Raw genomic sequence first — 23,568 nt, 5'->3', positions numbered from 1 at the left:
CGGCTGTTCACCAGGTGTCCACCTCGTGGAGGAACGCGTCTGCCTCTTGTGCGAGCGCCGCCGTCGAGCCGTCGACGAGCGTGTACGGCCTCAGCTGCCCGAGCACCCCGGCGAGCCATCCGCAGTGCTCCTCCAGGAACGACGTGTCGCCCGACTCCTGGTCCTGCCGGGCGAGGACGAGCAGGGTGCGCGCCCAGTCGGTCCCGTAGTCGGCGAAGCCGTACCGCATCTCGGTCTCCTGCGCCTCGGAAGCTTCGGCGAAGAGATCGTGCGCACGCAGACGGAGCTCCCGGACGATCCCGGCCTCGTCGGGGCCCTCCGCGCTCAAGTGGTCCGCGAGCGCGATTTGGAACCGTGCCAGTTCCACGCGCGCGGAACCCGGACCGGCCGGGGTGATGCCGACCGCCGACAGCCCGCGCGCCTCCTCGGGACTCAACGGCTGCCCCGCCAGAAGGCGGAGGGCGGCGGACTCGAGGATGTCGGCGATGTCGTCCTCGGGCGCGGCCGCCACCGTCCCGGCTTGCTCGCGCGCGCCCGCCACCGTCCCGGCCAGCTCGGCGCGCCACCGCTCGCCTCGCGCCTCGGCGTCGGCGATCAGCTGGTCGTACCTCGCGGGGCTCTGGGGCCGCAGCTGTCGGTACAGCGCCGCCGCACGGTCGGCCGCGGCCAGTGCCTCGGCGACGCGCCCGTTGCGGCCGAGGGCCGACGCGTGGAAATACTGCGTGGCGGCCTCTCCGTGGAGGTGCCTCGGGTCGCCGGGTTCCAGCCGCGCCATCGCCAGGACAGCCTGCAGCGACACCTCGCTCAGCACGAGAGCGTCATCCCACCGTCCGGAGGCCCCCTCCGACTCCGCCTGAGCTCCGGCCTGTGTGGCGATCGCCTCGTACTGAGCGATCGCCACGTCGTGCTGGCTCTGGCGCTCCGCGCGCCCGCGGCCGAACAACCCCATGAGAACCCCTTGCGCTCCGGTGGGATTGGATGTGCGTCGTGGGTCGCCCGTCCCCACCCCGCGGCCGGCGAGCCTGGCGGTGATGTTACGGACACTCCGGACACAACGGCCAGGATGAAATGATCGAGCCCGGCGTCCGACGCCGTTGGCGGCTCACCATCCACTGCCGCGAGGTCGGCGCGGTCAGCTCTGCGTTCCCGTGAGCCGCGGTACGCTCGCCGCCCGATGGTCAGTACGACGCCGCGCGCCGGCCGATCCAGTCCTTGGCCGCTACGGCGTCGTGACCGGTCGCCTCGCGGTACAGCTTGGTCGCCTCGGCCCGCCGGTCGGACCAGATGCACCGGTCGATCTCGGCCAGGACTTCCGACGGGATCCCGTCCGCGGCCGGGCCCTCGATGCCCAGGTGCCTGATGACGAGATCCAGCTTCCGCTCGACCCGCTCGACGGCCCGCCCGGTCGAGCTGAGGTTCCCGGACACCGTGATCAACAGCAGCACGAGGACGACGGCGATCGCCATAACGATGAGTTCCATGGAGGAACCGTATGGCCCGATAGGGTCCCGCGGCCTGTCGGAGCAGCAGGAACAATATCGTTTAATTCCTCGTCGGACCATTGCACTCAGGGTGAGCGCCTGCCAGTATCGTCCCTGATGTTAGCGCTCACACCGTCTCCCGGATCGGACCTGACGCTGCCTCGTGCCCGGCACTGACTCCTCGGATCCCGTGTCTCGCGCCCTGCGCAAGTGCTCGTCCATCGATGAGAGGAAGTCAACGATGCCTTCCCGAAGTGCAGCTCAGTTCTGGCGTCACACCGCCCCGTGCGGCGGTTCGACCTGACCGCCCCGTAGAGCACCACTCACCGTCGCCGCGGGCGCCGCCCGCGGCGACCGCCGTCGTCTCGCATCTCCCGTCCCTCCTACCGGTCACGCTGTCAGGACGACGGCGCGGCCGTGCGTCACCGCCCACATCACCGCCGCACGAAGGAGTGCTCGTGAAAGACCTGTCTCGTCGCCGTTGGCTCTCGTTGCTCGCCGCGACCGCACTGACCACGTCCATGCTCGCCGTCGGACCGGCGGCCAATGCCGCTGCTCCGGCCGCCACTTCTGCGGCCACTACTGCGGCCGCTGCTGCGGCCGCCCCGACCGTCGAGGAGCCGGCGCCGTTGCCTCCCCTCGGCTGGAACAGCTGGAACACCTTCTACTGCGACATCAACGAGCAGATGGTGCGCGAGACGGCGGACGCCATGGTGAGCTCGGGCATGGCCGCCGCCGGGTACCAGTACGTCGTCGTCGACGACTGCTGGATGCAGGACACCCGCGATGCGAACGGCAACCTGCGCCCCCGGACGGACCGCTTCCCGTCGGGGATGAAGGCGCTGGGCGACTACATCCACGGCAAGGGCCTGAAGTTCGGGCTCTACCACGCGCCGCGGGAGAAGACCTGCAACCAGTACTTCGCGAACCTCCCGGGGACGTCGTCGAACGGGCACGAGACGCAGGACGCGAACCTGTTCGCCTCGTGGGGCGTCGACTACGTCAAGCACGACTGGTGCGACCCGCGCGACACCGCGACCGAGCAGGCCGCGCTGTTCAAGAAGTTCAGCGACGCGCTGAAGGCCACCGGCCGCCCCATCGTCTACTCGATCAACCCGAACAGCGCCCACTCGAACACCGCCCCGACCTACTCCGGCTGGGGCGAGTTCTCGGACATGTGGCGCACCTCCGAGGACCTGGACGACGCCTGGTCGACGGGCTGCTCGCCGTCGGCCGACTGCTTCGTCGGGATCACGGAAGCCCTCGACATCATCGAGCCGATGCGCGAGTGGACCAAGCCGGGGCAGTACAACGACCCCGACATGCTCATGGTCGGCGTGCGGAACACGCTGACGCCCACGGAGAACCGCGCGCACCAGAGCATGTGGGCGATGCTCAGCGCTCCGCTGATCGCCGGAAACGACCTGAGGAACATGAGCGCCGACGTGCGTGCGGTCCTCACCAATCGCGACGTCCTTGCGATCGACCAGGACTCGCTGGTGCGACAGGCGGACCGGGTGCGTGACGACGGTGACGCCGAGGTCTGGGCCAAGCCGCTCGCCGACGGCTCCGTGGCGGTAGCCCTGCTCAACCGCGGCTCCGGCAGTCGGCAGATCTCGACCACGCTCGGCGAGGTCGGGCTCGGCTCCGGCACGCACTCGTACCGCGAGCTGTGGACCGGCGCCACGGGCACGACCACCGGGCAGCTCACCGCGCAGGTCGCCGCGCACGGCGTCGCGCTGTTCAAGGTGAGCCCTGGCGGTACGTCCCAGCCGCCGACAAGCACGACGCTCGTCAGCTCCGCATCGGGCCGCTGCCTCGACGTGTACAACAACGCCACGGCGAACGGCTCCGGCCTGGTGATCTGGGACTGCCACTCGGGAGCGAACCAGACGTGGACCCTGACGGACGGCACGCTGCGGTCGCTGGGCAAGTGCCTCGACGCCCCGCTCGACGCCGCGGCGGGCAGCCGGGTACAGCTCTGGGACTGCAACGGCGGCAACAACCAGCAGTGGACGTTCCAGGGCGACGGCACGATCCGCGGCGTGCGGTCCGGCCTGTGCCTGGACGTCGACCGCAACCTCACCGCCAACAACACCGCGGTGCAGCTCTGGACGTGCCACGGCGCGGCGAACCAGGTCTGGACGCGCCGGTAGCCTGGTAGCACTCCGATCTCCCGGATCACACACGGTCACCCGACCTTGTGATGTCGCATCGGAATGGCCTGAACCTACGGATCGTAGGTTCAGGCCATTCGTCATCTCCGGGTTCGTCCGGGTGGGCGGCCGGTGCCCTGGTAGACCTGAGTGGGATCGAGGATCAGTTCGCCGCGTCGGGCTCGTCCCAGAACCGCGTGCGGAGGAAGGTTCCCGTCGACGTCGCCGAGGAGTTGTTCGCGGTCGCGGTGACGCCGGCGTCCAGCCGGGCGTCTGGGCTGGTCAGCGGCGCTGTCCCGATCTGCGTCCACGGGTGCTCCGGCGAGGTGCGGTAGTAGCCCGTCATCGTGGTCTCGGTAGTGCGCTCGAGGCGGAGGTAGACAGGCGCCGTCGCGAGCGCGGCCTTGCTGCCCTCGCTGTCGAGCCAGCCGTTGCCGTTCGCGTCCCACTGCAGGTACGCGCCCGAAGGGCTCGTCACGAGGTCGACGTACCCTTCGGCGATGCCCTTGCCGGCGACCGACAGGTCGTTGCGGACGACGAGTCCGGCGCGCGGGTCGGAGCTGCCCCCGCTGTCCAGGTCCGCGACATAGGTCTGGATGGACCCGCCGACCGGGAGCCGGTCGGGCTGGTAGACGACGCTGAGGTTGTCATTGCTGGTCCACAGCCCCGCGTCCGAGTCGCTGATGCGGAACGAGGCCCCTTCCCCCTCGCAGAAGGACGCCGGGCGGGTCCCCAGCGCTGCCGACTGCCACGGCGCGCTCACCTCGTTGTCGGCGCACCCGGTGGCGGTGAACCGGAGGGCGTACGTCCGTGTCGTGCGCCCGTCCGGCGCGGTGACGGTCACGCGCGCGGACGCCTGGTCGGCCTCGACCGCCACGGTGGCCTCGTCCTGGACAGAGTCAGCGGTGACCTCGGGGACGGGGCCCCAGGGTCCGGAGGTGACCTGGTACGCATAGGTGTCGGCGTTGAAGCCGGAGACGGCGACGCCGTCGACGGCGAGGCCGGTCAGCCGGGCGTCGCTGGCGGGGGTCAGGACGCGCACGAGGTAGACCCGCTCGGCGACGGCGTCGCCGCCCTCGTTCGCGGTCACGGTCACGTAAGCCCACGGGCGCTCCGCGGAGGCCGGGTCGACCGAGACCGTCGCGGCCGGGTCGCTTGCGGTTCCCGCGACGACCGGCTCGGGGTCGGCCGTGAGGACCGTGTGGTCCCAGTCCGCCGGGTCGAAGCCGTCGACTGGCTCACCGTCAACGGTCAGGGTCGCGAGGTCGGTGGCCGACGTCGGCGCGAGCCCGAGGATCTCGACCTCTGCGACCGCCTGCCACGTGACGGTCTCGGTGGTCAGCCGCAGGCGGACGGCGGTCGTGGGTGGGAGGGACGAGGTGTCCAGACGGACAACGGGCGCAGGGCCGGAGGCGTCCTGCGCGACGTCGGCCGCGACGTCCGTCGTCTGCCAGGCGCCGTTGGTGTCCTGGTACTCGACCGCGATCCGCGACGGCCACGTCGCGGTCGTGCCGTCCCTGTACAGGTGGACCACGACCTCCTGCGGCGCGCGCAGCTCGGACCACGCGTAATCGAGCGTGCTGTTCAGGGGATAGCGGCCGTCGGCCGCCCAGTCGTCCCAGCCCTTGCCGAGGCTTCCGTCGACGGTGTTCCCGGCGAGCTCCTGCCGGAACGACGCGGTGACGGTGGCATCGGGTGAGAGGTTGTGCACCCCGTGCGCGACAACCACGACAGTGCGCCGGAACGTCCGGCCTGCGGTGAACTGGTCGTCGCCGGCGAGCGTTCCCGTGATCGTCTGCGGACCCGCCGACCGGATCACCGTCGGGCTCCACGTCACGGGGACGTCCGTGGCGACGTCGTTCGCCGTGACCTCGACGGTGTCGGGCAGCACCTCCGACAGGTCGTCATTGGTGCGTACTGTCGCGGGGACCCGGTCGTCGGTAACTTCCCAGATGTACTGGCCAGCGCCCTTGTCGTCCCAGTAATCGTCGGTCCAGCCGTCCGCCCAGCGAGCGTCTTCGGCGGCGGGGTTGCGCATCTCGAGGCGCCCGCCCTCGCCGATCGTGATCGGCAGCCAGACGTACGTGGAGTCGGCGGCACCGGCGTTCCAGCGGTCGCCCATGTAGACGAACCTGCCGCTGCCCGCGTCCAACGGGAAGACGTTCGTGGACTGCGACCCGAAGCTCGTCTTGCGCGAGTCGCCGACCGACAGCAGACCGTCGCCGCCTTCCGGGATCCTGTTGTAGGCGACGTTCTCGTACTCGTCGTCCGGGTCGACCCCACGGATCCAGGTGCCGAGCATCGAGTCGGCGGTGTAGTAAGTCTGTGGGTTGGGCGACCAGCCCGTCGCGCCGGAAGCGACCGTGTAGTACTTGCCGTCGTGCACGAAGACCGCGGGCGCCTCCAGGACGCCGCACCGGCGCACGATGCTGTAGTCCTCACCCGCGACGGGAGCGCGCTTGGTGCCGTCGGCCCAGATGCGCGGATACCGCCCGTCGGCCGAGTACTGGAAGCCAACCTCGTCCTGGGTGGTCGTCTTCTTGACGTTCGTGTACTGGTCGTTGAGCCGCGCGATGTAGAGGCTGCGGTTCTCCTCCGAGGAGTACACGATGTACGCGGTGCCGTCGGTGTCCTGGAAGACCGTCATGTCGCGGGCCTGGCCCGGCGTGGCGCTGGGCATGTTGCACGCGGTCTGGTAGGTCGGCTCGTTGTACAGGCGGTATGCGCCCCGGAGCTTGAAGGGCCCGGTCGGCGAGTCGGCGACGGCGACCGCCGCCAGCGACCGAGCGTAGTTGCTGCCGCCGGGTGTGATGCTCCCGTCGGAGTGCCACCACATCACCCATTTCTCGGTGTCCTCGTTGTAGAGCACCTTCGGCCGCTCGAAGATCGCGTTGAGCTGTGCCTCGCCCGAGTCGGTCGTAGCCCGGACGTCGAGGTAGTAGAAGAGCTCGTCGATGCGCTCGGCACGCGGCGTGCCGTCGTCGGCCACCGTGTCGTAGAGCGCATCGAAGTACTCCGACTCCAGCTCCTCGCGCGATGTGACCGACCGCATCACCACGCCCTCGTTCGTCCAGTTGTACGTGTCGGTCGAGGAGTACAGCGAGACGCCGGGGCTCTCGTAGTAGCCGTTGGACCGGTCCTCGCCGTACCAGTAGTAGACGGTCGTGCCGTTCTGGTCGACGGCGGTGGTGTCGCCCGCTTCGACGCCGAGGTCCTCGGACGTGCGGGTGACGACCTGGCCGCCGTGCGCCTGGATGTGGCGTCCTTCGGTGTCGTACCAGTGCGGCTGGAAGTAGCTGCCCGACGAGGAACCCGGGTCGGACACGGCTGGATAGGCCTCGTAGTCGATCGGATCGGGGATGGTCGGCACGTCGGCCGCGGCGGGCGGGACCACACCTGCCGCGAGGGCCACGGACAAGAAGGTCGCGGCGGCCGCAGCCGGCCCGCGCCGGGAACGTCGAATGCTCATGGTTTCGGTACCTCACGCATCGTTGCGGACAGGACCAAGCACGTGGAGAAGACTGCGGCGATCGCCTGGATCAGGGTGGCGCGGACACCGATGTTTGCGTCACCATTTGCGCAGTTTGTCGCACCCCTGTACAAGCGGTCAAGGTGTGATCGATCCCGAGTTGGCTTAGTGAACGAGAACTGGCGGAGCGCACACATGACCGACCGACATCACCTCTTTGGTGGGTCGGCGGGGGTCGTGGCGGTCGGGCAGGATCGGAAGGTGCGTCGTTCTTCTGCCCGCGGTGTCCGGTCCTGGTCAGCATTGCTGATCGTAGGAGCGGGTCTTCTGGGCGGCTGCGCAGGCCCGGCTGCACCCGAGGCTTCGCCTGCGGTCGTCTCGCCGAGCATCTCGGCTGGGCCGAAGACGGAGCCCGCGCCGTCGCCTGGACAGGTCACGCCTGAGGCGACGGCGCCGGCGGAGGCGAGCGTGCCGTCGTCGGGCAGCGCCCTGGCCGCCGTGGCCAGCTTGCCGGTGAAGGGGCGCGCACCGATGACCGGGTACGACCGGGAGCTGTTCGGGCAAGCGTGGGCCGACGTTGACCGCAACGGGTGCGACACGCGCAACGACGTCTTGCGCCGAGACCTGGTGGAGGTCGCGCTGAAGGCGGGGACCAACGAGTGCGTCGTGGCGTCTGGGACGTTCCCGGACCCGTACTCGGGGGAGACGATCGCGTTCGTGCGGGGGCAGGACACGTCGTCGTTGGTGCAGATCGATCACGTGGTCGCCCTGGCCGACGCATGGCAGAAGGGCGCCCAGGGGTGGACGGACGGCCAGCGGAAGGTGTTCGCCAACGACCCGCTGAACCTGCTCGCGACCAACGGTGAACTGAACTCGCAGAAGGGAGCGGGGGACACTGCGACGTGGCTGCCGCCGAACAAGGCGTTCAGGTGCGCGTACGTGGCGCGGCAGGTCGCAGTGAAGGGCGCCTACGGGTTGTGGGTAACGCAGGCGGAGAAAGACGCGATCGTCAGGGTGTTGTCTGCGTGCCCGGAGGAGCCGCTGGCGGCGGGGTCGGCGGTGACGCCGGGGAGGGCGTACGCGGCGGCTGAACCGGCGGCGCCGACGGCTCCCGGGGACGTGACGTACGAGAACTGCGCCGCGGCCCGCGCGGCAGGGGTCGCGCCGATCCAGGAAGGTGACCCGGGGTACTCCACGAAGCTCGACGGCGACGGCGACGGGATCGCGTGCGAGGGCTGAGTCGAGCCGCACATCAGCAAGTGGCGCAGTAGGTCCGGCGGTCGCCTCCCATGCTGCCGATCTGCTGCTCGCTGCGCTAGGACGTCCGCAGCGCAGGGAAGCCGTCGAATGTGTCGACGGCGTCCAGCGCAGGCTGCAGACAGGGTGTCACACCGCGCATCCTGCCAGCCCCGCGATGCCGACGAGGCCGCGGTGGGGACAAGACAGGAGGCCCCCGACGTGGAGGGCGGGTGCCTTCTGTGTCGCTGTCTCAACGAGTGTCCGGAGGGGGACTCGACCACTATCCTGCCGGCCCGGCGCCCATGACGACGACGCGTCCCTTCTACACTCGCACCACACGACGCGCTCAAGGAATTCCCGTCGCTCGCCGGGGAGCACACGCCCCTGCGCGACGAAGGGGTATGAGGTTGCGGGGGTCGACGCCCAGCTCGGCAGCATTTTCGGCAACCCGGGTCGGACTGAGTGGCCTCGGTGATCTCACGGATTGCTGCGATCAGCCAGGGCGGATTCGAGGTTGATCATCCACTCGGGGTCGCGCGTCGTTGCGTGAGGCAGGCGGGCGGGCACTCCGGGGGCGTGAGGGCGGGCGCGGCCCTGTGACCTGCGAGGATGGAGGTGGCAGAGCCAGTCCCGCCGCCAGACCTCCGCCGGCACTGGCGCCTCCAACATCACCACGTCGTGCTCGGTCTGCACGAACCACATCAAGATCATGGCATCGGGAGGCGTCTCATCTCCGACCGACCGCATCGACTCGACCCAGTACTCCATCGAGGAAATCGAGGCGGTCGTTGGCGAGGCAGAGGCTGCCAGCCGCTACGTCGCTGCCCACGCCTACACGGCACGCGCCATCAACCGCGCTCTGAGAGCCGGCGTGCGATCGATCGAGCACGGCAACCTGCTCGACGATGAGAGCCTCGCGCTCTTCCTCGAGCACGACGCCTTCCTGGTGCCCACCCTCGTGACCTACTGGGCACTGAAGGAGGAGGGCCGCGACTTCGGCCTGACCGAGGGAATGTGGCAGAAAGTGGACACCGTCCTCGAGACCGGGCTAGAGGCGATTCGACGCGCCCACGAGGCGGGCGTCAAGCTGGTCTATGGCTCCGACCTGCTCGGCGGCATGCAACGTCACCAGAACGAAGAGTTCCGCCTGCTCGGACAGGTGCAACCAGCCATCGATGCCATCCGCGCGGCGACCGTGACCGCCGCCGAGCTGCTCGGGCACTCCGGGGAGATCGGAGTCGTGACCGAAGGAGCGACGGCGGACCTTCTCATTCTCGATGCCGACCCGAGCGTCGACATCGCGGTACTCGCTGACATCGGCGAGCACCTTGTCTCGGTCGTGCAGGGCGGGCGCATCGTCCACACCGGACGCTCCACTGCGCTGACCTTGCGAGAGAGCACCGAAACCCCATGACCATGAACTTGTTGGACCTCGGAGAGAAGGAGCCAATTGTGCTGATCGACGGAAGCAACATTCTTTGCCGGGCGGTGACCCGTTGAGGTACGAGACCGGTTGGAGAGAGCCAGTGACTGGTCCTCGGATCGAGGCTCTGCGGGCGGAGCTGGCAACCACTGCTGATCTTGAAAGGGTCGTTGCCGCGTTCTGGGCGGAGGTCCAAGTCCAAGCTCTAGGTGGGTCGCTCGTCGCCCCGATCGCCGGTAACGAGGCGGGCGTCGCGGTCACGTTCCTCTGGCGAGACGAAACAGGATGTCTCGCGGGAGCCGCAGCGTGAGATGGAAGACATCCGTGCCGGGGAGACACCGAAGAAGGTGCTGCTCCCAGTCGTCGAGAACGATGCCGCCTCCGAGGCCGACATGCTCGCCGCGCACCGCCACGTGATGCCTGCGGTGCACGCGCCAGTCTGGCCGGATGGCTGCGCCGTGGAGCCACGACCCCTGCACTCACTCACCAGGCTTCGACATACATCTGATGTCCTGTAGGACTGGACCCTCGATGATCGGCTGAGGGACAGGGAGTTGCCAAGATTATTGCCCTGCTCTGGACAAAGGGGGCGATCTCGGTCAACAATACATCCGATGTTTGGCGGGAATGGCTGGCCCTTTCCGCCCGATCCGCGATCCCTCGCCGTCCGTGGCGTTTCGCGAACGGGAAGCTTCCGCCCTCCGTTTCTCCTACCCCTCAAGGAGTCGCACAATGTCGTCCGCTCCCCTCACCAGACGCTCCCTCATGAAGGCCGCCGCCTTGGCCGGCGGTGTCGCAACGTTCGGCCTGCCGCAGGTCATGTGGTCCGCCACCGCCGAGGCGTACACCGTCCCCTCCAAGATGGACTGGTGGTACCAGGCCCGGTTCGGGATGTTCATCCACTTCGGGTCCTACTCCCACCTTGGCCAGGGCGAGTGGGCGTTCGACAGCGGCTGGAGCAAGACCGACTACCAGACCCAGGTCAGCAAGCCCTTCAACCCCACCGCGTTCAGCGCCGCCACCATCGCCGAACTCGCCAAGAACGCCGGCATGAAGTACCTCGTGATCACCGCCAGGCATCACGAGGGCTTCGCGATGTGGGACTCGAACGTCGCTGGCTTCACCGACACCACCGGCACCAAGCAGTACAACCTCCACGACTACTCCGGCTACCAGGGCGACCTGCTGGGGTCGCTCAAGACCGAGTGCGAGAGCCGTGGCATCAAGTTCTGCCTGTACTACTCGATCCTCGACTGGAACCACCCCTCTCAGACCGACCGCCACGAGAGCGGCCTCACCACGATGACCTCGCAGGCCGCCCGCACCGCCTACATCGCTGACATGAAGGCCCAGCTGCAGGAGCTGCTGGACCGCTACGACCCGGCACTGCTGTGGTTCGACGGTGACTGGTTCGCCGAACCCAGCAGCCCCACACTGGAGGACTGGTGGCTGAAGTCGGACGGCGCCGACCTCTACAACTGGCTGATCGCCCGCAAGCCCGGCCTCATCGTCAACGAACGGGTCAAGCGTGACCTCGAACTCGGCGACTACGCAGTCGCGGAGTTCGGTGTGCCCGCCGCGCCAATGAACCGGCAGTGGGAGCGGTGCTCCACCATGAATGGCGCCTGGGGATACAACGCCGGGAGCGAGAACTCCTACCGGTCCGTCAAGGACGTCGTGCAGGAACTCGTCACGGTCGTCTCCCGGGACGGCAACCTGCTGCTGAACATCGGCCCCAAGGGCGACGGCTCGGTCACCAGCGGATCCGTGACCATCCTCAACGGCCTGGCCTCCTGGATGTCGACGTACAGCGACAGCGTTCACGGCACGAGCGGCAGCCCGTTCGCCACCGAGCCGGGCTGGGGCAGGATCACCAAGAAGAACGGCAAGCTCTTCGCCCACGTCTTCACCTGGCCCACGAACGGCGTGCTGCAGATCCCGGCGATCGACAACGCGATCAGTCGCGTCTACCTCATGAACAACCCGTCGGCCTCGCTCAACTACACCGCCAGCGGCAAGTACATCAACGTCACCGTGCCGGCCACCGCGCCCGGCGCCAGCGTCCCTGTGGTCTGCGTCGAGGTCAACGGGATGCCCGCGCCCAAGACATCCGTGACGGTGTTCCAGGATGTCGCCTATTCCGGATCCAGCACCCAACTGCCCCTGGGCAGCTACACGTCCTCCCAGCTGTCGGCCGCCGGCGTGGCGCCCGCCAGCATCTCCTCGATGATGGTGCCCGACGGCTACCAGCTGACGGGCTACTCCGGCGACAACTTCACCGGCACAGCCTGGACGTTCACCGCGGACAACTCCGACCTTCGCCCGACCGGCAACAACGACGCCATCAGATCGCTGAAGGTGACGTTCAGCCCGACCGCCTACTTCCGCCTGATCAACGTCACGGATCGCTTGGCCCTCGACAGCGGCGGCGATGTCGCCAGCGGCTCGAACCTCAAGCAGTGGACTCCGGTCACCAGCACCAACCTGCAGTGGCAGGCGATCGACCTCGGCAATGACTACTACAGGCTCGTCAACCGCACCAACGGCATGGTCGCCGACGGCTGGGGTTCCACCACCGCGGGCGACCCGGCCCGGCAGGCGGCCTGGAACGGCGGCACCAACCAGCAGTGGAGGATCACCAACCGGGGCGGCGGCCGGTACTCGATCGCCAACCGCACCACGGGGCTGGTCCTCGATGGTGGCGGACAGGTCCCCTCGGGTTCCGTGACCAAGCAGTGGACATGGCTCCAGAACGACAACCTGCTGTGGACATTCGACGCAGTGGGCTGACTGCGGCAGGCGGGTGAGGTGGTGGAGAGCCACTGCGCCCGGACGTGCTGCGGTCGGCCGCAGCACGTCCGGGCACCGCCCGGGCATGGTGCCCACGAGACAGGGCGACAGCGGTGATCATGACGACGGGCGGTCTCGGGTCGAAGCGCTGAAATGGCGGATTACCTGCACGAATGCCGTGCGACATGGTGCAGCGTCAGCTGCGGTGGTCGCCGCCTTGTGGACGTCTCCGCGCTCCTACTTCTACGACCCGCGTGGCCTCATGGAGTCCGCGACCTGACGCAGGCGGACTCTCCAGCTTGCAGCACCGGCGCCTTAGCACCTGACCGCCAGGATGGAGCAGGGTGCGGTCTCGGCTGCCCGCTGACGGCGCGGCGGTCCCGAGGACGCCAGGGCCGACGTCATGGCGTTGGGACGTCTTGAGCACTACCGTCGCTGCTCGGAAGATGCGAGCCCTGTCGCCTGACCCCGCAGGTATCCAGTGGTTCGTAGTCGCCTGCACGGTGACGGTCGTCGCGGTGACCCAGAAAGGACAGCTGCTCGCCCGCGCGGAGAATCCAGGCCGGCGAACCGATTCTCGATTATCCGATCAAGGTGGGCTTCCTGGCGGTGGACAACGGGCGCGACCCGGCACGTGGAGCGCCGGAACAAGCCGACGTTCGTGCGACGGTTCGAGGCCGAAGGCTCGATCCCGAGCGGCCGCGCGATGTCGACGAAGCCCGGGCACCAGACAACACAGAAGGCCCCCGACGTGGAGGTCGGGGGCCTTCTGTGTCGCTGTCTCAACGAGTGTCCGGAGGGGGACTCGACCACTATCCTCACGCCCCTTCAAGGTTCCGAAAGCGGCGTGACCTGCGGTGACGCAGCTCCTCGGCGAGCGCGCACGCGAGATCCTGAACTTCGCGTCCGGGCACGAACGGCCGCTCCTCGCGGGGCGACGACGACTTTCTGCCGGTCCTCGCCGACGTCCTCTGGCATTACCCGTCCACATCCAGGCCGCCGACCTGTTCGCGGCCGTCTGGAACAACATCGCGACCGCAGCGGCCTCGCTGGACCTGGTCCGCGGGCTGCGAGACGCCGGCTACGGCGTGTACCCCGGGACCAACCAGGTCCGGCGTCCGACGGTGTCTACCCGGCACCGACGTCGACCGGATTGGTGATCGAGCCGGTGAGCTCGGGGTCAGTGACCGTCGCGGAACTCACGATCTGGCCGCTCGACCGCGCCGCCGCATGAGACCGGAGGGCCTCATGCGGTGGCGTGGACCGTCTGCCGGATCCTCACCTCGTAGGTCATACCGCGGCGGTCTCCGCAACCGCCGCCGGCAGATCCGCATGGGGCAGCGTCGGGTCGTCGATCGCGCCGACGTGTGCCGGCGTCCTGGCGGTACGGTCGACGGCGTACGTAAAGACATCGGGGCGGCTGTAGTGGCCGACGGGGTCGGCGAAGGCCTTCGCGATGTCGATCTGTGACAGATCGATGTCGGCGATCGCCAGCCCCTCGGTGTGCGGGTCGAGCGGTGCCGTCAGCAAGCCGCCATCCGGGCCGAACACGCGAGCGACGCCGCCGCCGCCGGTGTAGATCGGCGGACGCGTGCCGTCAACCGCGAAGACCAGTGCTCCGTCGTCCGACAAGATCTGCGAGGCGACCACGACGAAGGCGCCACCTTCGATCGCGTAGGTTCTCGTGATCGCCATGCTGGCCTCGGTACCCAGCGAGTTGTGGTCACCGAAGATCCCGAAGCAGGGCCATCCGGCGACATGGATCTGCTCGTGCTGGGCGTAGAGCGCAAACTTCACGAGGGGCTGCAGATGCTCCCAGCAGTTCAGCGCGCCGACGCGACCGAGCGGTGTGTCCACGACCTGGAGGCCCGAGCCGTCGCTCTCGCCGAACAGCGTTCGCTCGGCGTGGGTGGGCTTGAGCTTGCGACGATGCAGCACTACCTCACCGTCCGGCCCGATGATCGCCTGCGCCATGTACAGCGTCCCGTGCGCCTTCTCGCTCAGGCCGATGACAACGGTGATCCCGTGGCGGCGGGCGGCCTCACGGATCGCCAGGATCTCCGGCGCGTCGATCGCGGGGGAGTTCGCGTGGTACCGGGCCACGAAAGGAAGCTGCTCAGGCACGGGGTGGGTCCACAAGAAAACGGGGTACCCCGGCAACCACGTCTCGGGGAATGCGACGAGCTGCGCCCCCCGGCCTGCCGCGTCGGCGATGAGGGCCAGGGTCTTCTCGGTGGTCCCTGCGAGGTCGAGCCACACTGGTTCCGCCTGCACGGCCGCCACACGGACGATCGATCCCATGTCGAGTTCCTTCCTGGTGCAATACGACGCCGGCAGATCGCCGCGCTCTACCTCGACGCTAGGACGTGGTCGTCCGTGGCAACGAGGCAGCGCCTGCACGCCAACCGGCGATTCGTGCACAGGGGGAGTCCTGTCGCCCAACCGGTACCGCGGCGCAACACCGCTGTAACCGAGGTCCCCGCACAGTGGTCGGATGGGAATGGTCTTTGCCTCCACCGCGGAGGAGTGGGCTGCGCTGACGACATCCTGGTTCGTGCCGTTGGAGGTTTCGCACGTGAGCGACGGCTTCCGAGGCAGCATCGACCAGCGCCCGGTCGGACCTGCCCGCCTCGCCCTCGTTCGATCAACCCGATGCACCGTGGATCGCACGCGAGATCTCATCGGCTCCTCCGCGGATGATGAGGTGCTGTTCTCGGTCCGGCTGGAGGGTGCCAACGCCGTCGAGCAGCACGGGTCGACCGCGCACGTCCGCCCCGGCGCCGGCGTCTTCTATTTCAGCGGCGCGCCGTACCGGCTGGGCTTTCCCAACTCCGGATCCGAGCTCGTCTTTCAGACGTCCCGAGCGATGATCGGTCTCTCCCGTGCCGCTGTCGAGAACCTCACCGCACGGCCGGTCGACGGTCGTTCCGCGCCAGAGCTGCGCGCCTACGTCGCCCTGGTTAAGTCATCGTTCGGTCCGTCACCGTGGCTTCCCCAGGGCGAGGACCTGGCACGTACCGCATCCGAGCTCCTGGCGGGACTGGCGCGGCGGCTGACCGGCGTTGTCACAGGTTCGCTGTCGCCAGAGGCGTTGCTGGCTTTAATGCGGCAGCAGGTGGCTGACCAGCTTGACGACCCCCGCCTCGACGTGAGCCTTCTTGCACGGCGGCACGGCGTGTCCGTGCGGAGCGTGCACAATGCTTTCGCGACGGCCGGCCTCAGGCCGGCTGACTACATTCGTCGCGAGCGGATCCGCCGTGCGGCAGAGCTGATTACCCAGACCCGTCTGCCTGTCACCGACATCGCGATCCTCAGCGGGTTCAGCGAACCTGGTACGTTCACACGCGCCTTCAAACGCTTGACCGGGCAGACGCCCTCCGCAGCACGCAGACCGCCGGCACCGGGCTGACGACCCGGCAAGGGTCTTGCAGGACGGCCTGCGCGGGGCCGCCGCCCGCCGGCGCGGAGGTGGACGGTCTGGGCGTCGTTGGCGAACGGGCCGGAAGACGTCGGTCAGCAGCCGGGACCGCCGTCAGATGAACCGGCAGCGGGGGGCTTGAACCCCCACGCCCCGAGAGCTTAACGACGTCCGCCGCCGTCGGCCGGAAGCCGACCTGCGCGTAGAACGACTCGAAATGAGGGTCGTGGTCCATGTGCGGAATACCCACCGGGGGTATATGGTTGGCGACATACACGTACCCCCTATGGGTAGCATCCGGACAGGCGAGAGGTCAAAGATCATGGCGACGAGCGAGTACCAGAGCCAGTACCAGGTGACCGGGATGAGCTGCGGGCACTGCGAGGTCGCGGTGCGCGGCGAGGTGGGCCGGCTGCCCGGCGTCGAGCAGATCGACGTGAGCGCGGCGTCCGGCAAGCTCGTCGTCCGGAGCGCCGGCCCGCTGGACGAGGCGGCGGTCCTGGCCGCCGTCGACGAGGCCGGGTACGAGGCGGAGCGGGTCGGATGAACGCTCCGCAGCGGCTGGGCCTGTACGGCGCGGGCCTCGCGGCTCTCTTCGTCGCCACCTTCGCCGTCGCAGGCGCGGTGGTCCCGGAGAGCTCCGTCGCGGCCTGGTCGACGACGGCAGACGGCGAGGAGGCCGCGGCCATGGAGGACATGGACGGCATGGAAGGCATGGACATGGGCGAGGAGCCCGGTGCGAGCGGCGCGACGCCGGTGCGCGGGCTCTCCCTCGAACAGGACGGGCTGCTCCTGAGCCCGGTGAGCGTTCCCGGCGAGACCGGCGACGAGGGGATGCTCTCGTTCTCGATCACCTCGGCGGACGGCGAGGCGGTCACCGAGTTCGAGACCGCGCACGACAAGAAGCTGCACCTGATCGTGGTGCGGACCGACGGCGCGCAGTTCCGCCACGTCCATCCGACGATGTCGGCCGACGGCGTCTGGTCCATCCCGTGGACCTGGGACGCGGCGGGCAGCTACCGCGTGTTCACCGACTTCGTCCCCGCGGCGACCGGCGAGAACGTGACGCTCAGCCGCGGGGTCGACGTCGCCGGGCGCGTCTCCCCGGAGCCCGCGACGGCGATGTCGGCGTCCGACACGACCGGCGGCTACACCGCCACGCTCGCGGGAGACCTGAGCGCGAGCGGCGACTCCACGCTGACCGCGACCATCTCGAAGGACGGCGAGCCGGTCACCGGCCTGGAGCCGTACCTCGGCGCGTACGGGCACCTCGTCGCGCTGCGCGACGGCGACCTGGCCTACCTGCACGTGCACCCCGAGGGCGACGAGCCGGAGCCCGGGTCCGTATCCGGTCCGGACGTCACGTTCATGACGCAGGCGCCCACGCCGGGCCGGTACCTGCTGTACCTCGACTTCAAGGTCGACGGGGAGGTGCGCACCGCGCACTTCGTCCTGGACACGACGGGCGGCGAGGCTGCGCCCGCGGACGACGCGCCCGCCGACGAGCACGGTCACTGACGAGCATGGTCTTTGAGAAGGAGGACGCGATGTCCGACACGACATCCCGGACGGACGAGCCGGGAACCACCGTCGACCTCGAGATCGGGGGCATGACCTGCGCCTCGTGCGCCATGCGGATCGAGAAGAAGCTCAACCGCCTCGACGGGGTGACCGCGACCGTCAACTACGCCACGGAGAAGGCCAAGGTCACGGCCCCGGCCGGGTACGACCTGACCGCCCTGGTCGCGGAGGTGGAGAAGACCGGCTACACGGCGGTCCTGCCCGCCCCGAAGGCCACCCCGGAGGACGACGGCGCCGGCTCCGCCCGGGACGATGCCCGCGACGCCGAGCTCCGGTCGCTGCGGGACCGGCTGATCACGTCGATAGTGCTCGCCGTCCCCGTGATCGCGCTGGCTATGGTCCCGGCGCTCCAGTTCACGTACTGGCAGTGGGCGTCGCTCGCGCTCGCGGCCCCGGTCATCCTGTGGGCGGCGTGGCCGTTCCACAAGGCCGCGTGGACCAACCTGCGGCACGGCGCGGCAACCATGGACACCCTCATCTCGCTCGGCGTGTCCGCCGCGTTCCTCTGGTCCCTGTACGCGCTGTTCCTCGGGACGGCGGGCGTGCCGGGGATGACGCACGGGTTCGAGCTGACCGTCGCGCCGTCCGACGGCGCCGGCAACATCTACCTCGAGGTCGCGGCCGGCGTCACGATGTTCGTGCTCGCCGGGCGGTACTTCGAGAAGCGGTCCAAGCGCCAGGCGGGCGCGGCGCTGCGGGCGCTGCTGGAGCTCGGCGCGAAGGACGTGGCGGTTCTGCGCGGCGGCGCCGAGACACGGATCCCGGTCGAGGACCTCGCGGTCGGCGACGAGTTCGTCGTCCGGCCGGGGGAGAAGATCGCGACCGACGGCGTCGTCGTCACCGGTTCGTCCGCCGTCGACGCCTCGATGCTGACGGGGGAGTCGGTGCCGGTCGAGGTCGGCGTCGGCGACACCGTGGCCGGGGCCACCGTGAACGCGGGCGGCCGCCTCGTGGTGCGCGCCACTCAGGTCGGCGAGGGCACGCAGCTCGCGCGGATCGCGCAGCTCGTCGAGGACGCCCAGTCCGGCAAGGCCGAGATCCAGCGCCTCGCCGACCGGGTCTCCGGGATCTTCGTGCCGGTGGTCATCGCCATCGCGGTGGCGACCCTCGGCTTCTGGCTCGGCGGCGGGTTCCCCGTCACCGCCGGGATGACCGCCGCCGTCGCCGTCCTGATCATCGCCTGCCCGTGCGCGCTCGGGCTGGCGACACCGACCGCCCTCCTGGTCGGCACGGGACGGGGCGCCCAGCTGGGCATCCTCATCAAGGGGCCCGAGGTGCTGGAGTCCACCCGCAAGGTCGACACGATCGTCCTGGACAAGACCGGCACCGTCACCACGGGCAAGATGACGCTGCTCGACGTCGTCGCGGACGACAGCACCACCCGCGAGGAGCTGCTCCGGCTCGCAGGCGCCCTGGAGGACGCCTCCGAGCATCCCGTCGCGCAGGCCATCGCCAAGGGCGCCACCCAGCAGGTCGGCGACCTGCCGGACCCGGAGTCGTTCGAGAGCATCCAGGGCAAGGGCGTGCAGGGGGTCGTCGACGGGCACGTCGTCGTCGTCGGCCGGGAGAGCCTGCTCGCGGACTGGTCGCAGTACCTGCCCGCGGATCTCGCGGAGGCCAAGGCTCAGGCTGAGGGTGAGGGTAAGACCGTCGTCGCCGTCGGCTGGGACGGTCAGGCCCGGGGCATCCTCGTGGTCGCCGACCGGATCAAGCCGACCAGCGCCCGCGCCGTAGCGCAGCTCACCGCGCTCGGCCTTACGCCCGTGCTGCTCACGGGGGACAACCGGGCGGTGGCCGAGCAGGTGGCCGCCGAGGTCGGCATCACCGACGTCATCGCCGAGGTCATGCCCCAGGACAAGGCCGACGTGATTGCCCGGCTGCAGGCCGAGGGCAAGGTCGTCGCGATGGTGGGCGACGGCGTGAACGACGCGCCCGCCCTCGCGCAGGCCGACCTGGGCCTGGCGATGGGCACGGGCACCGACGTCGCCATCGAGGCCGCGGACATCACCCTCGTCCGCGGCGACCTGAGCTCGGCCGCCGACGCCATCCGGCTTTCCCGGCGCACGCTCGGCACCATCAAGACCAACCTCTTCTGGGCCTTCGGCTACAACGTCGCCGCGATCCCGCTGGCCGCCCTCGGCCTGCTCAACCCCATGCTCGCCGGCGCGGCGATGGCGTTCTCCAGCGTCTTCGTCGTCGGCAACAGCCTCCGCCTGCGCTCCTTCACGAGCCGGACGGCGGACCCCCAGGTGCCCGCGCCGTCCCGGCCCGAGGCCCGGGCGCTGCAGGACGCCTGACCGTCTCCTCACCGCACTACTCCACCACCTCCCCACCGACGAAAGGACCCACCATGGGACACGACCACGCCCACGGCGACCACGAGCACGAGGGCCACTCGCAGGAGGGCCACTCGCAGGAGGGCCACAGCCACGAAGGCCATGCGCACGAGGGCCACTCGCACGGCGATCACGGACACGGCGATCACGGACACAGCGATCACGGCCACGGTGGCCACTCGCACTCGGCCGTGCCGGCCTCCCTCGCCGGAAACCTGCTCGGCCCGTCGTCCGACGAGATCGCGGAGTGCCCGGTGATGCGCGGCAGCACCGTCGTCAAGGCCGAGGCGGAGGCCAAGGGCCTGTTCCGCGACTACGAGGGCCAGCGATACTGGTTCTGCTGCGCGGCCTGCGAGGCTCCGTTCGACGCCGACCCCGCGAAGTACGCGGCGGCGGCCTGATCCGAGCGCCCGCGGGTTTCCGCGGCGCACCTCGTACGGGTGCGCCGCGGAACCTTGCCACTTCGCCGGCCCAGCCAGGGCATTTGACCAGACGGAGATGAGACCATGGGAACCATGACGGATTCCGGATCCCCTGCCGGCCACGACGTGGCCGGAGAGGGTGGCGCGCCCACCACCCACGGCTACATCACCGACAAGGACAAGTACCTCGCCCGGCTGAAGCGCATCGAGGGTCAGGCGCGCGGGATCCACCGGATGGTCGACGAGGAGCAGTACTGCATCGACATCCTCACGCAGGTGTCCGCCCTGACCAAGGCGCTGGAGAGCGTGGCGCTGGGCCTCCTGGACGACCACCTCAAGCACTGCGTGGTCGACGCCGCCCGCACCGGCGGCGCCGAGGCCGACGCGAAGGTCAAGGAAGCCTCCGACGCGATAGCGCGGCTCGTCCGCTCCTGACCCCCGGCTCAGGCGTGCAGCGGCTCGAAGGCGCCGGACCACGCGACCGTCTGGTCCAGCAGCGTGTCCAGGGCCGGGGTGATGTGCTCGCCGGGCGTGAAGACCGAGAAGTTCTCGAACTCGGTGAACATCGACAGGGCTACCTGCTGGCGCACTGTCGCGACCTGCAGCTCGGAAAGGATGAGGCGCAGGTGCTCCGCCGCGCGGGCCCCGCCGACGCCGCCGTACGACACGATGCCCGCGGCCTTGTTGTTCCACTCGTTGTAGACGTAGTCGAGGGCGTTCTTGAGCACGCCCGACGTCGAGTGGTTGTACTCGGGGGTCACGAAGACGTAGCCGTCGAACTCGGCGACCTTGGCGGCCCACTCCTTGGTGTGGTCGTGGGCGTACTGGCCCGTGGCCGGCGACATGGGCTCGTCGAGATGGGGCAGCGGGTAGTCGGCCAGGTCGACGAGCTCGAACTCCGCGTCGGTGCGCTGCGAGGCGATCTCGTAGACCCACTTGGCGACGGCCTCCCCGTTCCGGCCGGGGCGGGTGCTGCCGAGGATGATTCCGATCTTGAGCATTGCTGGTCCTTGTCTTCTGGAGCTGTCTTCCGGAGCTTCCGGAGTGGGTATTCCGTGGTGCTGCTGGTCGAGGACCGGGCCCAGCGCGCTCAGCCGCGGGAACGAACGCGGTGACGGCCTGGTTGGTCCAGGTGTCACAACAGTGCAGTGGAGCAGATAATCCAGCTTTCAATTACGCACTTCGCAGTTCCCTGGTTACCCGAGAGGAAGCATTGCGGGATGGTGTCGACCCCACACGACGTGCGGCAGCAGAGCGCGGCAGCGAGGATGCCCGGGGCTCCGGACTCGCCCTGCGACAGCGAGACCCACGAGCTGCTCAAGGAGATGCTCAGCCTGGTCTCCGACCGGTGGACGCTGCTGGTGATCGCGGCGCTGCGCGAAGGACCCCAGCGCTTCTCCACGATCCAGGCCCTGGTGCGCGGCGTCTCGCACCGGATGCTCAGCAAGACCCTCCGGTGCCTGCTCAGGGACGGGATGGTCACCCGCACCGCCTACGCGGAGATGCCGCCGCGGGTCGAGTACGAGCTGACGGCGCTCGGCCTGAAGCTGCTGGACCTCGTCGGCGGGGTCGTGGACTGGACGCAGAGCCACGGCCACGACGTCCGGACCAACCGCGAGCAGTTCGACCGCAAGTGTGACGAGCGCGAGCAGCTCGGTCGTGAGCGGGTCGACCGCGAGCAGCCGGACCGCGGGCGCGCGTAGCCCGGGTCGTCAGCCGCGCTCGGCCGTGGACAGGGCGAAGCCGACGGCGTCCTGCGGCGTGGCCGCGGTCGGGGGAGCGTCGGGCAGCGGGTTGCCGTCGACGTCGAGGATCTGCCAGCCGCCGAGGCTGATCACCGGCACGCCGCGCCGCCTGGCCAGCGCGAGCTCGGACAGGGTGCCCCACGAGCCGCCGACGACGATCACGGCGTCGGCCGACCACACCAGGATGGCGTTGCGGGCCTCGCCCATGTTCGTGGCCAGGACAACGCTCAGGTCGGGGTTGGCGTCGTCCCCGTTCGCCCCAGGGCGGACGCCGACGACGAGACCTCCGGCCGAGCGCGCGCCTCTTGAGACGGCTGCCATGACGCCGGTGCCGCCGCCGTTGAGGACCGTCGCCCCGGCCTGGGCGAGCAGGCGCCCCACCTCGTAGGCGTGTTCCTCGTCCTGCTCGGTGCAGGAGCGCGGGCCGCACACGGCTACCTGGACGGGCATCGATTCTCCCTCGGGTGGACCAAGCTGGTCTCGTGGTCCTCGGTTCGCGGCAACGCCCGCCGGGCTCGCAGGAACTCGCCCGACCGTGGAGCCGCCTCCAGCTATGCCATCACGTCACCCGTGCTCCTCGCGAACCTCTGTCTGTGACACCACACTATGGATCCCGCTCGTGGTCCAGGGGTGGACCTCGGGTGATCGACTGGACCGGTTATCCACAGATTCTCAATCAACCCATCGGTGCGGACAGTTGTTCGATAGAATTAGGGCAGGCGAAGAATCTCGATCGGAGGTCTTGTGCCACGGCGCGATGAGGCGCGCCGAGACCGATTCGGGCACGTTCGGGAAGGGGGTGGGGACCGTGGCGGCAGACGAGTGCTGTGATGGCGTCCCGCGCCCGGTGGAGGATGTGCTGGCGGACATCGAGGGGCTGTTGGGCGAGCTGGCCGGTTCGGCCGCCGCGGACGATGTCGGGGTCTCGCGTCTGGTGGATGCTTCGGCGCGGTTGCGGGTGGCGGGTGTCCGGTTGGATGCGGTGCGGTGGTCGGTGCTTCCCAGGATCGAGGCGGCGGGGTTGTGGGCACAGACCGGTGCGAGGACGTTCGCGGTCTGGCTGGCCCGGACGGAGGATGTGCGGACCGTGACGGCCAAGGCCGAGGTTCGGATGAGCCGGGCGTTGCGGGATCATCTGCCCGCGACGCTGACCGCGGCCTTGGCCGGTCGGATCGGCAGGGACAAGGTCCGGGCCCTGGTCGATGTCGCGACCACCAGCCCCGAGCGTATCGAAGCGCTCGGCGCGCCCGCGGTCGACGTGGGCCTCGTCGAACCAGCCGCACCCGACGAGCCTGCCACCGACGGGCCCGGAACTGGTGGCACGGATGCCGACGACGGTGACGCGCCCACCCCGGGCGAACGCACGTCGGACGACCCTGCTGAGCCTGCTGAGCCTGCTGGGGCTGGGTCATGGACGTGGGAGGAGCAGCTGCTGGACTGGTCGACGCAGAACGGTCCGGACCGGTTCCGTGGTCTGGTGCGGTACTTCGCGCGGCACGCGGACCCTG

The 23,568-nt window shown here is 69.3% G+C and carries 19 protein-coding genes; 13 read left to right on the top strand and 6 right to left on the bottom strand.

Translation table 11 applies throughout. From position 1 onward, the window contains the following. Positions 1-7: 7 nt before the first annotated feature. Together ACFT2C_RS13425 and ACFT2C_RS13420 are read right to left on the bottom strand one after the other, a co-directional pair. Entirely contained in the window at positions 8-949 is a 942-nt protein-coding gene (locus ACFT2C_RS13425) for a hypothetical protein (protein ID WP_377207566.1), read from the bottom strand. Positions 950-1,178: 229 nt separating this feature from the next. Continuing rightward, on the bottom strand, positions 1,179-1,481 hold the full coding sequence (locus tag ACFT2C_RS13420; protein ID WP_377207565.1) for a hypothetical protein: 303 nt from the start codon (positions 1,479-1,481) through the stop codon (positions 1,179-1,181). 458 nt (positions 1,482-1,939) lie between these two features. Here ACFT2C_RS13420 and ACFT2C_RS13415 point away from each other — a divergent pair, with 458 nt between their 5' ends. Next, entirely contained in the window at positions 1,940-3,637 is a 1,698-nt protein-coding gene (locus ACFT2C_RS13415; protein WP_377207564.1) for a glycoside hydrolase family 27 protein, read from the top strand. A 163-nt stretch (positions 3,638-3,800) separates the two neighbouring features. On the opposite strand, the gene ACFT2C_RS13410 is transcribed toward ACFT2C_RS13415, so the two are convergent. Beyond that, positions 3,801-7,106 (bottom strand): family 43 glycosylhydrolase, encoded by a 3,306-nt coding sequence (locus tag ACFT2C_RS13410; protein ID WP_377207563.1) that lies wholly within the window; start codon positions 7,104-7,106, stop codon positions 3,801-3,803. A gap of 531 nt (positions 7,107-7,637) precedes the next feature. Between ACFT2C_RS13410 and ACFT2C_RS13405 the strand changes: the two genes are divergently transcribed. From ACFT2C_RS13405 to ACFT2C_RS13390, 4 genes are all read left to right on the top strand, one after another. Then, positions 7,638-8,345, top strand: a complete 708-nt coding sequence (locus tag ACFT2C_RS13405; RefSeq protein WP_377207562.1) for a DUF1524 domain-containing protein — start codon at positions 7,638-7,640, stop codon at positions 8,343-8,345. 709 nt (positions 8,346-9,054) lie between these two features. Next, a complete protein-coding gene (locus ACFT2C_RS13400; RefSeq protein ID WP_377207561.1) occupies positions 9,055-9,759 on the top strand; it encodes an amidohydrolase family protein in 705 nt (234 codons plus the stop codon). 741 nt (positions 9,760-10,500) lie between these two features. Further along, positions 10,501-12,558: an alpha-L-fucosidase gene (locus ACFT2C_RS13395; protein WP_377207560.1), complete on the top strand. Its 2,058-nt coding sequence runs from the start codon at positions 10,501-10,503 to the stop codon at positions 12,556-12,558. Positions 12,559-13,415: 857 nt separating this feature from the next. Beyond that, the gene (locus tag ACFT2C_RS13390) at positions 13,416-13,718 is read left to right on the top strand and encodes a hypothetical protein (protein WP_377207559.1); all 303 of its coding nucleotides are present in this window, start codon (positions 13,416-13,418) and stop codon (positions 13,716-13,718) included. 130 nt (positions 13,719-13,848) lie between these two features. Here ACFT2C_RS13390 and ACFT2C_RS13385 read toward each other — a convergent pair whose 3' ends face one another. Next, positions 13,849-14,859: a carbon-nitrogen hydrolase family protein gene (locus ACFT2C_RS13385; RefSeq protein ID WP_377207558.1), complete on the bottom strand. Its 1,011-nt coding sequence runs from the start codon at positions 14,857-14,859 to the stop codon at positions 13,849-13,851. 193 nt (positions 14,860-15,052) lie between these two features. On the opposite strand from ACFT2C_RS13385, the gene ACFT2C_RS13380 reads away from it, so the two are divergent. From ACFT2C_RS13380 to ACFT2C_RS13355, 6 genes are all read left to right on the top strand, one after another. Beyond that, the gene (locus ACFT2C_RS13380) at positions 15,053-15,967 is read left to right on the top strand and encodes a helix-turn-helix domain-containing protein (RefSeq protein ID WP_377207557.1); all 915 of its coding nucleotides are present in this window, start codon (positions 15,053-15,055) and stop codon (positions 15,965-15,967) included. Positions 15,968-16,298: 331 nt separating this feature from the next. Then, a complete protein-coding gene (locus tag ACFT2C_RS13375; protein ID WP_377207556.1) occupies positions 16,299-16,523 on the top strand; it encodes a heavy-metal-associated domain-containing protein in 225 nt (74 codons plus the stop codon). After that, positions 16,520-17,494 (top strand): heavy-metal-associated domain-containing protein, encoded by a 975-nt coding sequence (locus ACFT2C_RS13370; RefSeq protein WP_377207555.1) that lies wholly within the window; start codon positions 16,520-16,522, stop codon positions 17,492-17,494. The genes ACFT2C_RS13375 and ACFT2C_RS13370 overlap by 4 nt, the downstream gene beginning before the upstream one ends. Before the next feature lie 29 nt (positions 17,495-17,523). After that, positions 17,524-19,854: a heavy metal translocating P-type ATPase gene (locus ACFT2C_RS13365; RefSeq protein WP_377207554.1), complete on the top strand. Its 2,331-nt coding sequence runs from the start codon at positions 17,524-17,526 to the stop codon at positions 19,852-19,854. 53 nt (positions 19,855-19,907) lie between these two features. Further along, a complete protein-coding gene (locus ACFT2C_RS13360) occupies positions 19,908-20,294 on the top strand; it encodes a YHS domain-containing protein (protein ID WP_377207553.1) in 387 nt (128 codons plus the stop codon). A gap of 114 nt (positions 20,295-20,408) precedes the next feature. Next, positions 20,409-20,750 (top strand): metal-sensitive transcriptional regulator, encoded by a 342-nt coding sequence (locus ACFT2C_RS13355; RefSeq protein WP_377207552.1) that lies wholly within the window; start codon positions 20,409-20,411, stop codon positions 20,748-20,750. Between the two features lie 8 nt (positions 20,751-20,758). Here ACFT2C_RS13355 and ACFT2C_RS13350 read toward each other — a convergent pair whose 3' ends face one another. After that, on the bottom strand, positions 20,759-21,316 hold the full coding sequence (locus ACFT2C_RS13350; protein WP_377207551.1) for an NADPH-dependent FMN reductase: 558 nt from the start codon (positions 21,314-21,316) through the stop codon (positions 20,759-20,761). A gap of 219 nt (positions 21,317-21,535) precedes the next feature. On the opposite strand from ACFT2C_RS13350, the gene ACFT2C_RS13345 reads away from it, so the two are divergent. Beyond that, positions 21,536-22,018 (top strand): winged helix-turn-helix transcriptional regulator, encoded by a 483-nt coding sequence (locus tag ACFT2C_RS13345; protein WP_377207550.1) that lies wholly within the window; start codon positions 21,536-21,538, stop codon positions 22,016-22,018. Between the two features lie 9 nt (positions 22,019-22,027). On the opposite strand, the gene ACFT2C_RS13340 is transcribed toward ACFT2C_RS13345, so the two are convergent. After that, on the bottom strand, positions 22,028-22,510 hold the full coding sequence (locus ACFT2C_RS13340) for a TIGR00725 family protein (protein ID WP_377207549.1): 483 nt from the start codon (positions 22,508-22,510) through the stop codon (positions 22,028-22,030). Between the two features lie 358 nt (positions 22,511-22,868). Between ACFT2C_RS13340 and ACFT2C_RS13335 the strand changes: the two genes are divergently transcribed. After that, positions 22,869-23,568, top strand: a 700-nt coding sequence (locus ACFT2C_RS13335) for a DUF222 domain-containing protein (RefSeq protein WP_377207548.1), incomplete at its 3' end; no start/stop codon positions are given.

Source organism: Promicromonospora sp. NPDC057138 (assembly GCF_042670845.1).
Classification (GTDB): Bacteria; Actinomycetota; Actinomycetes; order Actinomycetales; family Cellulomonadaceae; genus Promicromonospora.
Note: the sequence above shows the minus strand (reverse complement) of the source record. Positions and strands in the feature narration are given on the sequence as shown.